The organism is Ornithinibacillus proteolyticus, assembly GCF_039581225.1.
Taxonomy (GTDB): Bacteria; Bacillota; Bacilli; order Bacillales; family Amphibacillaceae; genus Ornithinibacillus; species Ornithinibacillus massiliensis.
This window is the reverse complement of the sequence record NZ_JBCPXV010000014.1, coordinates 68,141-82,253: the sequence shown is the minus strand read 5'-3', so window position 1 is coordinate 82,253 and position 14,113 is coordinate 68,141. Positions and strand designations below refer to the sequence as shown.

12 protein-coding genes and 2 pseudogenes are annotated in these 14,113 nt (G+C 36.0%); 11 read left to right on the top strand and 3 right to left on the bottom strand.

Going from position 1 to position 14,113, the window contains the following annotated elements; genetic code table 11:
* The 3 genes and pseudogenes from AAIB49_RS08965 to AAIB49_RS08955 all read left to right on the top strand — a co-directional run.
* Positions 1-760, top strand: a pseudogene (locus tag AAIB49_RS08965) (hypothetical protein); the annotation flags it as partial.
* A gap of 673 nt (positions 761-1,433) precedes the next feature.
* Positions 1,434-1,667: a 30S ribosomal protein S18 gene (gene rpsR / locus AAIB49_RS08960; protein WP_186871211.1), complete on the top strand. Its 234-nt coding sequence runs from the start codon at positions 1,434-1,436 to the stop codon at positions 1,665-1,667.
* 550 nt (positions 1,668-2,217) lie between these two features.
* The gene (locus AAIB49_RS08955; protein WP_343457867.1) at positions 2,218-2,643 is read left to right on the top strand and encodes an MFS transporter; all 426 of its coding nucleotides are present in this window, start codon (positions 2,218-2,220) and stop codon (positions 2,641-2,643) included.
* Here the strand turns inward: AAIB49_RS08955 and AAIB49_RS08950 are convergent.
* Positions 2,580-3,407: a helix-turn-helix transcriptional regulator gene (locus AAIB49_RS08950; RefSeq protein ID WP_343457866.1), complete on the bottom strand. Its 828-nt coding sequence runs from the start codon at positions 3,405-3,407 to the stop codon at positions 2,580-2,582. The two genes, AAIB49_RS08955 and AAIB49_RS08950, sit on opposite strands and share 64 nt — an antisense overlap.
* Before the next feature lie 218 nt (positions 3,408-3,625).
* Between AAIB49_RS08950 and AAIB49_RS08945 the strand changes: the two genes are divergently transcribed.
* Together AAIB49_RS08945 and AAIB49_RS08940 are read left to right on the top strand one after the other, a co-directional pair.
* Positions 3,626-3,973, top strand: a complete 348-nt coding sequence (locus tag AAIB49_RS08945; protein ID WP_343457865.1) for a hypothetical protein — start codon at positions 3,626-3,628, stop codon at positions 3,971-3,973.
* Between the two features lie 119 nt (positions 3,974-4,092).
* The gene (locus tag AAIB49_RS08940) at positions 4,093-4,602 is read left to right on the top strand and encodes an ATP-binding protein (RefSeq protein ID WP_343457864.1); all 510 of its coding nucleotides are present in this window, start codon (positions 4,093-4,095) and stop codon (positions 4,600-4,602) included.
* Here the strand turns inward: AAIB49_RS08940 and AAIB49_RS08935 are convergent.
* A pseudogene (locus tag AAIB49_RS08935) lies at positions 4,545-4,793 on the bottom strand (GNAT family N-acetyltransferase); the annotation flags it as partial. The gene AAIB49_RS08940 and the pseudogene AAIB49_RS08935 sit on opposite strands and share 58 nt — an antisense overlap.
* Before the next feature lie 204 nt (positions 4,794-4,997).
* Positions 4,998-5,483 carry a hypothetical protein gene (locus AAIB49_RS08930; RefSeq protein WP_343457863.1) on the bottom strand — a complete coding sequence of 162 codons (486 nt, stop codon included), beginning with the start codon at positions 5,481-5,483 and terminating at the stop codon, positions 4,998-5,000.
* A 213-nt stretch (positions 5,484-5,696) separates the two neighbouring features.
* Here AAIB49_RS08930 and AAIB49_RS08925 point away from each other — a divergent pair, with 213 nt between their 5' ends.
* The 6 genes from AAIB49_RS08925 to AAIB49_RS08900 all read left to right on the top strand — a co-directional run bounded on the left by AAIB49_RS08925 (position 5,697) and on the right by AAIB49_RS08900 (position 13,894).
* Entirely contained in the window at positions 5,697-6,629 is a 933-nt protein-coding gene (locus AAIB49_RS08925) for a YybS family protein (RefSeq protein ID WP_343457862.1), read from the top strand.
* A gap of 46 nt (positions 6,630-6,675) precedes the next feature.
* The gene (locus AAIB49_RS08920) at positions 6,676-8,649 is read left to right on the top strand and encodes a DHH family phosphoesterase (RefSeq protein WP_343457861.1); all 1,974 of its coding nucleotides are present in this window, start codon (positions 6,676-6,678) and stop codon (positions 8,647-8,649) included.
* Positions 8,646-9,092 (top strand): 50S ribosomal protein L9, encoded by a 447-nt coding sequence (gene rplI, locus AAIB49_RS08915; RefSeq protein WP_186871202.1) that lies wholly within the window; start codon positions 8,646-8,648, stop codon positions 9,090-9,092. Before AAIB49_RS08920 ends, rplI begins: the two co-directional genes overlap by 4 nt.
* A gap of 35 nt (positions 9,093-9,127) precedes the next feature.
* On the top strand, positions 9,128-10,498 hold the full coding sequence (gene dnaB, locus AAIB49_RS08910; protein WP_211740814.1) for a replicative DNA helicase: 1,371 nt from the start codon (positions 9,128-9,130) through the stop codon (positions 10,496-10,498).
* Positions 10,499-10,803: 305 nt separating this feature from the next.
* Positions 10,804-12,093 (top strand): adenylosuccinate synthase, encoded by a 1,290-nt coding sequence (locus AAIB49_RS08905; protein ID WP_339217688.1) that lies wholly within the window; start codon positions 10,804-10,806, stop codon positions 12,091-12,093.
* Between the two features lie 349 nt (positions 12,094-12,442).
* The gene (locus AAIB49_RS08900; RefSeq protein ID WP_343457860.1) at positions 12,443-13,894 is read left to right on the top strand and encodes a peptidoglycan DD-metalloendopeptidase family protein; all 1,452 of its coding nucleotides are present in this window, start codon (positions 12,443-12,445) and stop codon (positions 13,892-13,894) included.
* Positions 13,895-14,113 lie beyond the last annotated feature (219 nt).

Here is a 14,113-nt window from a genome sequence, read left to right as displayed (position 1 = left end):
TACAGTACCTATGCTAATTATGGCAAAGCGTTGGCGATGGTTCTCCCTTCCGCAATTACTGGCTCAAACGTCCGCATACAGTGGCTCAAAACTTCGCACTTCTGGCTCAATCTGTCCGCAATACTCATTAAGAAACATATTATCTTTAATTAACTATCTATATACTGAAAAGCATTATAACAAAGCAAGAAATATGGTATCACTTTATTTTTCACTTTATATTGATGGAGAACCTAACCTAAGGAATAATTTTATGAAGAGCTTAAATGAATTCTTGGCATCACTAGACACCAATAATTCCCGACAATTACGTGCATTTTTAGATGAAATTGATAATATTGCCAAAGAACAAACATTAACTACTTACCATAAGATATTGATGAATTTGGTTTTACAAAATAATGTTAAAGTTCTTACCAATGTAGTTTATGATTTTAAAAGTATTTTAGAAGAAGATATAGATAAATTAGGAAGATATAAGGGATTTAAGAAGTATGTTGCTTTAGGGAAGTTTAAAAGATTAGAGCAACAGGTACTATTTATATTAATGCAGTGTTTATTAAAGAGTATTGAAATATCACATTACTCTAGTGTAGGTTTTCTAGTAAAATATTTAATCACCAACTTTAAAGCTAAAGAAATCAATGAAGCATTTTTACTTTTAAAAGAGAATCCCAATATTTTTACAGATGAAAAAGACAGGGTTCATAGTATTGGTGAAAATGATGATGAGGATAGTGAAAAAAGTCTTTTATTATGAATAAAGAGACATTTGATTATTGCTCGAAAAAGGTTTTGTTACTATTATATGGTCAACAGTATTTTGCAATTAAGAATAAACTGTGGTTTATAAATAGAAAGGATAAATCTATCAGTGAGATTAATTTAGAACTAGAATTCAGAAACTGTGAATACTCTAATTATATATTCAAAAAAGTTAGATCTGCTTCTTCTAACTATGGATTAATATTCTTTGAAGACGAGGAGACAATGAATAAAATTTATTCGATTCTAACAAAAAATAGCAAGAATAAGATCGGTTTTGTTTAAAGAGTCCTTTGCGTTAGGTTTTGACAGATATTTAAATAATAGTATAATAGTAATATATATTTTCTTTTTAATTTCTAATGCAATCATTTAGATTAGCGGGTAACTATTAAACAAAAGCAGTCTCTGGACTGATATGAAACACTAGGTTTACTGTTTCTATATCAAACGTCTGAGAGGCTGCTTTTTTATTTAAATGGGGGGATTATTTATTAAAAAACTAATTAATACGATTTGAAATTTACACACTTTATTAGACTTTTTAATGAAAGTGATAGCGACAGTAGGGATGATGGTGATTTTACACAAGTAACAGTAAACATATCTTCCATTCTAATATAATTCGTTTAAATAAAATCAAATGTAACTAAAAGGGAGGGTTTCGCATGGCAGCTCGTCGTGGACGTGGTGGTAAACGCCGTAAAGTGTGTTATTTCACAGCTAACGGTATTACACACATCGATTACAAAGACGTTGATCTTCTAAAACGTTTCATTTCTGAACGTGGAAAAATTCTTCCTCGTCGTGTAACTGGAACTTCTGCAAAATATCAACGTAAACTTACAATTGCAATTAAACGCGCTCGTCAAATGGCTTTATTGCCTTACGTAGCAGAATAAGCATGATTCAAAGGCACTGCAAGGATATACTTGTAGTGCTTTTTTCTATTTAGTATGTCTAAATTTAGTAGTAGAATAATTTTTATTCAATAAGGTTGAATGTGTTTCAGCTTTAGTGATATTAGATGTATGTATTGTCAGGGTTTTTGGTATTTAACAGAAATGAGAGACTTTGAAATTATGTAAGTAAGCAAAAATTCCTTGTGAAGGAATGTACTTAATAACAGGTACGATAGTTAAATAAGACAATCGCTCAAAATCCCCATTATCACTATTGGCTGAAAATTAAATAACGGAACGTACCTCAACATCTTGCGAGAAATGCTAGCAATATTAGTAAAGTAATCACCTCAATTGATAAGTACACTCAATATGAGGTGATGTAATATGTATGTAAACGTTTTAAGAAATAATAGAAATGTCTTATTTTACTTGTTAGGAGCAGGTACTTTGGGTTTGGCAAGTCGGTTTATTATTACAACTAGTAGAAACAACCCCAAATGGGGAGGAATTATATAGCCTACTTTTAGGGTGGTATGGTGCTGCTGTAATTGCTGTTAACCTCCTTATCCCATTAATTTGGAAAAAGTTAAGTTTGAAAATTTATTTGTTTGGTTCACTGATTTGGGGTATAGGCATTCTCCTTTTAGGATTTGCGTATACTATGCCAATTTATCTTATAGGAATATTAGTTGCAGCAATAGGCTTACCTATATCTGGCTTATCACGAGTATATTTGTTACAGAAATATCTTCCCATAGAAAAACTAGGTAGGGGCTTTAGTTTTAATGCATTTCTTCTATATGTATCAAATGCTGTATCTCTAGGTGTATTTGGATTCATCTCTTCATTCTTGTCTACAAGAATCTTGTTTATAATATGTGGCATTATGATGGTTATTTGTTCAGTTGTTTACTTATTAATCATTTCTCGAAAGGCACCAGGAGTAATACCATATAACCGCTTAAATAATTGATTGTAAACAGTAACAGATGAAAAACCACAGTCCATGGCAATTTTTAATACCGTGTTATTTGTTTTTTTAATCATTTCCTGACTTCTGACGACTCGGTAGGTTTGTAACCATGAGTAAGGAGAAATTCCTAAGGTGTCTTTAAAGTAATGGGCAAATTGAAATTTACTTAAACTCGCTACTTCTGCCATTTCATCTAAGGTCCAAGAATGCTGATAATCTTCTTTTAAAGCTAGTATTGTTTTGTATATTTGTGGATCTAATGTTTTATAGGTATTTAAATTTATATCTTGTGTATGGGTACCAACAGTACTTTTCAATAACAGTAAAGCCAATTGGGTGAAGCTGTGTTCCAAAAATATCTCCATTGATCTTGTGTCATCTTTTTCAAGTTGTGCAAAATCTAATACGAACCTGACCCAATTTGAAATTTGAGGGTTTTTCTGGATATGTAAAGCAAACTGGATATCATGGTGTACAGGGTAAAGATCTTGAGAAACTTCACTAAGAAAAGAAGGGTTTAATTCAATTAAAAATTTCTTGTCATCTATTGCTAATTGTTTATGTTCAGCTAGGGGATTGAATAAAATAAATTGTTGACTATTAAGGGTAAGCTGATTTCTGTTCGTTTGGTAATCTATATCTCCTTTTAGGGAGTAAATAAACTTATAACAATCGTCTGAACGCCAGTTGCTCTCTTGGCTGAAATCTCTCTTATATAATAAAACGCCATTCTTGTTTTCTAGTAATAGTTTTGTTGAGCTCACCGAATCACCTTCCTAGTTATTATAAAAATTGTATCATAATGGAGGAGGGAATTTAATGAAGCAAGCATTAGTAGTGGAGTTCAATTGTGAGTTGTATTATACGGTGCAGGCATCATAAAACAATATGATGCTTGTTAATAATTTTACTAAAGCTAGCTGGTGGATAGTCAAGAAGGCATCACCAATTCTTATTAAAAGTAAAGAGGTGGCAGTATTTTATGGGGAAAATGATAGAAGATGAACATTATTATAATAATAGATATACTGTAGAAAATGGAATTGTCGATTTTGAAAGGGTATATATGGTTGATGAATCTAAATTTAGTAATGAAACTTATGAGGCATTAGAAAACGTTTACGAAAGTTTACCGTGTTATTTAGGAAAGAAAACAAATTTTCCTAGTTGGTTCGGTGATGAGGAAAAGGGGGATACCCATTTTATTACAGTTTCATTTGAACCTTCAGGGTTGCAGTTTTGGGGCAAACTATCTATTTCAGATTTTTTAAAATGGCAAAATAAATTCCATGAGCTGATAGCAAACTTTCCGTTTAAATATGAATATTAGAAAGTTGAATTATTTGTATAAGTTTTTTTGTACTTAAGCAAACTGGTGTATTAGTGAAATACGAGATTATCAGGATGATGGGTTAGTTTAACATTACACAGTTTTAACGGGGGAAATAAATGAAAAGGTTAGTTGTTATTACAGTTGGCAAAACGCATAGTGGGAAAAGTACATTTGCAAGAGAGTTAGAAAAAGAACTAGAAAACGCTTTTGTTTTAGACCAAGATAATCATGCTGAATTTATTAATACGTATTACCAAAAGTTACAACCGAAAACTGGACCTAATACTCTTAAACATGCTATTTCCAAGTTAATTGCTGATTATGCAATAGAAAACACGGATCTTCATATTATTGCCAGTAGTGCAAATCGTACTAGAAAAGGTAGAAAGTATTTGCTTGAAGAAGTTTATGATATAAGAGACGTGCTGTTATTAGCACGTCTTTCCTGTATCCGGACTAATGAAGATTACTTTTCCAATAGCCATTTTAACATATTATTTTCTGAGCCAATTCGCTTCATCTGTAACTTTTCTAGCACTCTTATTGAAGGGGCGTTATCAACAAGACATTCAGCAACTATCTTCGTTACGTTTTTATTTGAAAAAGCCCACTCTACAAGTTTTTGAACAGCTTCCGTTGCATAGCCTTTCCCTTGTGCGGAAGGTACAATTGCATATCCTATTTCAACAGTGTTTGCTGAGTTAGGTTTTCCCTTAAAACCAATATCACCAATAATGTTGTTATTTTCTTGATCTATCACAAACCATACACCCCAACCCAATAGAGTAGGATCTTCTCTTAGTTCTCCTAAGTACATATTTATATGTTGACCCATTTCATATTCTTTTGACGTGCTTAACATGGATATTGACACTTTGGTACAAGGAATTAATTTTAGTCTTTCTGTTAGTAATTCCATCATTTATCCCCTTTTGAGTTTTCCAAAGTGGTAATGGACAACCAATATGTATTACTCATTTGTATAGTATGACAAGTAGGAATCATTTATTTGAGCATTTATTTAAGACATCATTCTCTTCGGATAAACCTTAATAATGGTAAACAACAGCACGAGAGTCCAAACTAAAGATAACAATAAATACGTATCTTCAATTGGGTAAATTAGGGCCACTACCGTATAAAGTATAAACGGGATTGTTGTCGTATACGCAATCATCTTCCATAAAATTTGTAGCTTTAGCTTACGGTGCATAAGCTTCGCAACCCATGTAAAGAGATAGCCAAGGAAGGTAATAAATAGAAATACCATAATCGTTAACGGCAAATAGTAAAAAATAAAGAAGTAAATAAGTTTAAAAATGACATTCATATCAGAGCCTATCCCGGTAGATCTAGTTAGCTGATCAATTAAAGAAGGAATAGAAACGATGAATAGCAAAATAAACATATAAAAAACCGTTATATCCATCGGAATTCGGTTTAATTGAAAGACAACCTTTTTTGCTGGGAGCTTGATACTTAATAGAAATGTTTTCCATAAAAGCATTATTTTCAATCCTTTAAATATGGTTTCCTTTATATTATAATGGAAGTTGTCATATAAAGCTTGAACAATTACCGAATTTTCTTCTTCTACTTCACCAATGCCCTCATTTATAGAAGCAATCGCTCAAAGATACTCAGTTCTATTACCAGTTACACAATTAAACATGTTATCATATTATAATAAACTTTTTTTAAAGCATGAGGTGCATATTGGATGAATAAATCAAGACAATTAACAGATGGAGCACTACTCACAGCGATATATATCGTATTATTATTAGTATCTATTTTTATTCCGGTATTATCAGTAATTACGATGCTATTACTAGCTGTTCCATTTATTATTTTTGCCGCTAAATATGATTGGAAGCCTTCCTTGATTATGCTAGGGGTTGCGACCATATTATCGATACTGTTTGCTTCTATTATGGTGTTACCTATACCAATCGTTGTGGGAATAGGTGGTGTCATGATAGGAACCGCGATTCATCGTGAATTAACCCCATATGAAACATGGGCAAGGGGAACGATTGGATTTGCTGTAGGTCTGCTCTTGACCTTTGTGTTTTTGCTTTCCGTACTAAATATAAATGTAATAGAGGAATTTTCTCAACAAGCAGATGAGGTATTAGAATTAAGTAAAGATATGGCCAATCAGCTTGGAATGGAAGCAGACGCAGAGTTTACTGTCATGGAGCAGCAGTTGAATTTGTATAAACAACTTGTACCTGTATTTGTTGTGCTTGCTTCTCTTTTACTGGCACTATTAAATCAGTGGGTTAGCTATAAAATCCTAAATCGATTGGAAAAACAGCGACTACGCTTTCCAAAGTTCAGAAATCTGCGCTTTCCAACAGCAATACTTTGGATTTACTTGTTAGCAATGATTTTGATATTATTCCAAGGTGAGCAAGATGGAACACTGGTTGTTTCCTTACAGAATGTTATGATGCTTACTGGGTTGTTTATGGCGTTACAAGGACTTTCCTTTATTTTCTTTGTTTCCCATCATAAAAATATATCGATTGCCATCCCAATTGTGCTGGTGGTTGTAACGTTGATATTTGCACCATTACTTCTTCCTTTGGTACGAATCTTGGGTATAATTGATTTAGGGTTTGGACTAAGAGATCGTATGGTAAAATAGAAGTTAATAATTATATTAGCGCTCATTTATAGGAGCTGAATGTTCAATGTCAGATAAGTTGAAACGACCAACGTTAAGCAAGCATTTATGGCTGATTTATGCTGTATCTGTCATCTTACTTGGAGTCATATGGTATTATGAATGGATACTCGGGATTATCATGACCGTGCTTTTAATGCTGTCGTTTTATTATACGATTCAACGAGAAAGAAAACGATCCGATGAAGCGGAGCAATATATCGCCACGTTATCCTATCGTGTTAAAAAGGTAGGAGAAGAAGCGTTATTAGAGATGCCGATAGGGATTATCTTATTTAGTGAAGATTATACCGTGGAATGGACGAACCAATATATGAACCAGTTTACGGAAGAGGATACGATTGTTGGTCAGTCTTTAAATGTTATTTCAGAGGAACTTATTCCGATGATAAAAGAGAATAATGAAGAAGTTCGTATCCGCTTAGAGGATTTTGAGTTTCAAGGGATAATCCGTAGGGAAGAGCGATTAATTTATTTATTTGATCGTACAGAACAAGCAGAACTGGAAACCTTATACCAAAATGAACAAACGGTATTATTTATTATTTTTCTTGATAACTATGACGAAATTACCCAGAACATGGATGATACGATAAAGAGCCAACTAAACTCGGAAGTAACAGCCTTTTTAAATCAATGGTCACAGGATAATGGCTTATATTTAAAAAGAACGTCACAGGACCGTTTCTTAGCTGTTGGAACGAAGGAAATATTACAAGAGCTAGAGAAAACGAAATTCGATATATTAGATGAAATGCATGAATTTAACAGTGAATTAGATATCCCGATCACCTTAAGTATTGGTGTAGGTGTAGGAAATGCACCATTACCAGAGCTAGGAAAGCTTGCCCAGTCTAGCTTGGATCTTGCGCTAGGACGTGGGGGAGATCAGGTGGCCATAAAGGACGATTCTGGAAAAGTTCGCTTCTATGGTGGGAAAACCAATCCAATGGAAAAACGAACGCGTGTAAGGGCTAGGGTAATTTCCCATGCACTACGAGATCTCGTCAAAGCAAGTGATCGTGTCATTATTATGGGGCATCAAGCTCCTGATATGGATTCGATTGGATCTGCGATAGGAATATTGAATATTGCCCAAACCAATCAAGTAGACGGGTATATTGTATTTGATCCGGATGATGTAACGACAGGGGTCAATCGTTTAGTCGAGGCAATTAAGTCGGAGCCGAATTTATGGCAGCATTTTGTGAGCCCAGAAACGGCTGAGGACCTTATTACAAGTAGAAGCTTAATTGTTGTAGTCGATACCCATAAGCCTTCTATGGTAGTAAGTAAGCGACTATTAGGTAAGTCAGAATACAAAGTAGTCATTGATCATCACCGCCGTGCAGAGGAATTTATTGATAATCCTACATTGGTATATATGGAGCCATATGCTTCATCAACTGCCGAACTAGTGACGGAATTACTGGAGTATCAGCCAAAAGGCGAGAAGCTTAAGATGCTGGAGGCAACGGCATTACTGGCTGGTATCATTGTCGATACGAAAAGCTTTACGTTACGAACTGGCTCTAGAACTTTTGATGCAGCCTCTTATTTACGAGCGAAAGGGGCAGACACCGTTCTGGTGCAACAGTTCTTAAAGGAAGACTTGGATTTATATGTGAAACGGAGTAAACTAATTGAACGAACGGAGATTTATCGTAACACGATCGCAATTACAAAAGCAGACCCCGGTGAAATCTACGGGGCGGTACTAATTGCACAGACAGCAGACACATTGCTGACTATGACGGGCATTTCTGCTTCCTTTGTTATTGCAGAGCGCAGTGATGGCAGGGTTGGAATCAGTGCCCGGTCATTAGGGGAAATCAATGTTCAAATCATTATGGAGCAAATGAATGGTGGAGGTCACTTAACGAATGCAGCCACCCAATTAGAGGATATGTCAATTGAAGCAGCAGAAGCACTTTTAAAAGCTATATTAGATGAGTATTACGAGGGGAGAGAAATAGAATGAGAGTAATATTTTTACAAGATGTAAAAGGTAAAGGTAAAAAAGGTGAAATTAAAAATGTTTCAGATGGTTATGCTAGAAACTTTTTATTAAAAAATAAATTAGCAGAAGAAGCTACACCTGGGAATTTAAAGGCTTTGGAAGCACAAAAACGCAAATCCAAGCAATTAGAGCAAGAAGAGAAGAATGAAGCGGAAAAATTAAAAACGAAGCTTGAAAGCTTAGAAGTTAAATTGAACGCTAAATCTGGTGATGGTGGAAGATTATTTGGTTCCATTACAAGTAAACAAATTGCCGATAGTTTAAATAAAGACCATGGGATTAAAATTGATAAACGGAAGATCGAGCTGGATCAACCAATTCGTGCTTTAGGATATACCAATGTCCCGGTTAAACTTCATCCGGAAGTTATGGGGACGGTTAAAGTACATGTTGTGGAACAGTAAGTTGCCGATGCTTACGGTTAAAGGAGGAATAAATCATGAGTGAGTGGAACGATCGAACTCCGCCACATAATATAGAGGCGGAACAAGCTGTCCTTGGAGCCATCTTTCTTGAACCAGAGGCATTTTCAACAGCGTCTGAGCTACTTTTGCCAGGCGATTTCTACCGAGCAAGTCACCAGCGCATATTTGAAACGATGCTTAAGCTATCGGATAGAGGAGAACCAATTGACTTAGTAACGGTTACGACGTCATTAGCAGATAGTAAGCAAATCGAAGAAGCTGGTGGTGTCTCCTATTTAACACAGTTAGCAGAAAGTGTACCGACTGCAGCAAACATTGAATACTATGCTAAAATCGTGGAAGAAAAAGCAGTTCTTCGTCGTCTCATTCGAACGGCAACGGATATTGTCACCACAACATTCGCCCGGGAAGATGAGGTAGAGGATGTTTTAAACGAAGCGGAAAAAAGTATTCTAGAGGTTTCTGGTCGTAAGAATACGGGTAGCTTTAAGGAAATCAAGGATGTACTAATCGAAGTATACGATAAGATTGAAATGCTTCATCGTAATAAAGCAGACGTCACTGGTATCCCGACAGGCTACCGTGACTTAGATAAAATGACATCTGGATTTCAGCGCAATGACTTAATTATTGTGGCAGCCCGACCATCTGTAGGTAAAACGGCATTCGCCTTAAATATTGCGCAAAATGTTGCCGTAAATACGGATGAAAATGTTGCGATATTTAGTTTGGAGATGGGTGCCGACCAGCTCGTACAACGTATTCTCTGTGCAGAAGGAAATATTGATGCCCAGCGTCTACGTAATGGTACACTCGAGCCAGATGATTGGACCAAGCTTACGATGGCAATGGGAAGTTTATCAAATGCGGGAATCTTCATTGACGATACACCAGGTATCCGTGTAAGTGAAATTCGTTCCAAATGCCGTCGCTTAAAGCAAGAGCATGGCTTAGGAATGATTTTAATCGATTATCTTCAGTTAATCCAAGGTAGTGGTAAGCCTGGGGAAAACCGTCAACAAGAGGTATCGGAAATCTCTCGTTCCTTAAAAGGATTAGCTCGTGAATTAAATGTTCCATTAATCGCATTATCACAGCTATCACGTGGTGTAGAACAACGTCAGGACAAGCGCCCGATGATGTCTGACCTCCGGGAGTCTGGAAGTATTGAGCAGGATGCGGATATCGTAGGCTTCCTATACCGTGATGATTATTATGATAAAGAATCGGAGAAACAGAACATTATAGAAATTATTCTGGCTAAACAACGTAACGGTCCAGTTGGAACAGTAGAATTAGCCTTTGTAAAAGAATACAATAAGTTCGTGGATTTGGATCATCGCTATCAAGCTAGTGATATCCCACCAGAACCTATTCATGCTTAACAGCCTTGAGAGAGGCTGTTTTTTCGTGGCTATAAAAATAACGTTCGTGTTCTGTTTTTCCCATCCCCCCTTGCTTATTTTTACTAGTACGATAAATAAAGCGGATATTCCACCACGATAGAGTTAAACTAACCATAATAACTCGTATCTCACCAACATGATAATAATATTACAAATTGCCGAACGATATATGGATAAATCAAATTATTATTCGTGTTTACATTGACTATTAGCTGAAACATTGGTACACTTACCAATGGAATTAAACCAAATACATATAATGTATAAAATGATGGAGGTGCGCTATGTCCTCAGTAGTAGTAGTTGGAACCCAATGGGGTGACGAAGGTAAAGGAAAAATTACAGATTATTTATCACAAAACGCAGAAGTGGTTGCTCGTTATCAGGGTGGTAATAATGCTGGTCATACGATTAAGTTTGATGGAGTTACGTATAAGCTTCACTTAATACCATCTGGAATTTTCTTTAAAGAAAAGATTTGTGTATTAGGTAACGGTATGGTCATCGATCCAAAAGCGTTTGTTGAAGAAATTGCTTATTTACATGAGAGAAATGTTTCAACCGATAATTTACGAATTTCAAATCGTGCCCATGTTATTTTACCGTATCATTTGAAATTAGATATATTGCAAGAAGAAGAAAAAGGTATCCATAAAATTGGTACAACGAAAAAAGGAATTGGACCAGCTTATATGGATAAAGCAGCAAGATCAGGAATTCGTATTGCGGATTTACTTGATAAAGAGGTGTTCCGTGAGAAGTTGGAGCAGAACCTAAAAGAAAAGAATCGTTTATTTGAAAAAGTATATGAAGTAGAGCCATTAAATGTGGAAGATATAGTAGAAGAGTATTATGAATATGGACAACAAATGGCGAAGTATGTTTGTGATACCTCCGTTGTGTTAAATGAGGCGCTTGATGAAGGCCGTCGCGTTCTATTTGAAGGTGCACAAGGGGTTATGCTGGATATTGACCAAGGTACTTATCCATTTGTAACATCCTCTAACCCAATTGCTGGTGGGGTAACGATTGGTTCTGGTGTTGGCCCGACGAAGATTAAGCATGTCGTTGGTGTCTCTAAAGCCTATACAACGCGTGTAGGAGATGGGCCATTCCCGACGGAGCTACATGATGAAATTGGTAATCAAATTCGCGAGGTTGGTCGCGAATATGGTACGACAACAGGAAGACCACGCCGTGTTGGTTGGTTTGATAGTGTCGTCGTTCGCCATGCAAGAAGAGTAAGCGGAATTACTGATTTATCATTAAACTCCATCGATGTATTAACTGGAATTGAAACATTGAAGATTTGCGTCGCGTATAAATATAAAGGGGAGATCATGGAAGAATTCCCTGCAAGCCTTAAGGTACTAGCAGAATGTGAACCAGTTTATGAGGAAATGCCTGGTTGGACAGAGGATATTACGAATGTGAAGAGCTTGCATGAACTCCCTGCGAATGCACGTCATTATTTAGAAAGAATATCACAATTAACCCAAATTCCATTATCCATCTTTTCAGTAGGACCGGACAGAACACAGACAAACCAAGTTCGCAGTGTATATGGAAACTAAGCAGAAGGAGAGCAGAGATGCTCTCTTTTTTTGTTGGCGTAAATGGTCGATTTTCTATCATAGACGAACCGCAGACGATCGTATTGTTCCCTCAAAAGTCGTGTTACACGAATGTAAACAAAATGTATAAAAATGGAATAAATATCCCATTTTTCAACAGAAATCGGATAAAAATACAGTGATTTTTGAAAATTATGTTGCTTATTATACAATTAGGTTACAAAAAGGCGGATGATGTTCCTTCCCCTATAGGATTATGGTAGATTAGTAGAGGGTAAACATAGGTCTTTTAATCTATAAAAAAATAATCATTTTATATATATTACATATAGTAATAGGGGGAAAGCATGTGTTCTCGGGAAAAAGAAAGCAAGCTAAGCAGAAAAATAGTCTGCTTAAGAAGGCCATCATTAGTACGGGGTTGGTAACCGTCTTAGCGACAGGAGTCGTCTTTGCGGAGGAGAAAGATACGGTAGACAAGGTGCATCATGTTTATGTGAATGGCGAATATATCGGCCAGGTAAGTGATGAACAAATAGTTAACCAAGTTATCGATGCCAAGCTTCAAGAAGAGGAAGAAAAATATCAGGATGTTGATCTAAGCATCGGAGAAGACGTTAAATTAGTCTCCGAATTAGTGTTTAATCCAACCTATAACAACGATTCGATTAAGAAATATCTAGAAAATCATCTTTCTGTTCAAGCTCAAGCGGTTGAGCTAACGATTGGTGATAAAGTAGTAGGATATTTTGAAAATGAGCAAGACGCCCATAAGGTAATAGAAGATTATAAACTAACGTATACGGATAAAGAAACATTAGATTTACTAGAAGCGGCTAAATCAGCGTCGAGTGATACACCAAAAGAACTAGTAGACCTAGAGGTTGGTGAATCTACTATTGTAGACGTTACATTATCGGAAGATGTTTCATATTCTACTAAAAAAGTGAATCCAAAAGAGGTTTTAACAGTAGCAGAAGGTCTGGCTTTACTGGAAAAAGGCACCCTTAAAGAAGAGACACATGCAGTTCAAGAAGGAGAAGTATTAGGGAAGATTGCCTCTCAATACGATTTAACGATAGAAACATTGCTAACGTTAAACCCATCACTTAAAGAAGATTCGCTTCTTCAAATCGGACAAGAGCTTCATGTAACAGAGTTAAAGCCCTTTGTTGATGTGATCGTGACAAAGGAAGAGAAGAAAAAGGAAGACATTGCATTTGAAACCGAAATCGTTGAATCGGACGAGTTGTATAAAGGCGAGGAAGAAGTACAGCAAGAAGGCTCTGATGGTGAGAAAGTCGTTCATTATGCGATCGAAATTCGTAATGGCAAAGTAGCAGTTACGGATGTAGTAGATGAAGAAATGGTGAAAGAGCCGGTTAATAAAGTCATTGTTAAAGGAACCAAAGTAATCCCATCCAGAGGGACCGGTGACCTATCTTGGCCAACGGTTGGCGGATACATTTCCAGCTATATGGGAAATCGTTGGGGATCCTACCATAAGGGAATTGACATTGCACGGCCATCGAATCGTTCTATATTAGCTGCTGATAATGGAACCATTGTATCTGCCGGCTATCAAGGTGGATTTGGGAATAAGATTGAAATTGACCATAATAATGGTATGAAAACCATTTATGCACATCTTTCATCGATTGATGTAGAGGTCGGCCAAACCGTTGAAAAAGGCCAACAAATCGGTGTCATGGGCTCAACAGGAAATTCAACCGGTGTTCACTTACACTTTGAAGTGTATAAAGATGGCAAATTAGAAAACCCTGTAGACTATTTGAAATAGCATTAGAAAACGCTGACTCATGATGATAGAATGAGTCAGCGTTTTTGGTGATAGCTTTTTCTTCATATATTTGTTGCAAGAGGGAAAGCTTAGACCAAGTTAGCCTTCTTCTATAAAGCTGTTACAACCTACATCGGTCTTTAGAAACAAGACATTTAACTTAAAGTACGTTAAAATAAAGGAATACCAACCTAATAAACAACTAACTTTGAATATATA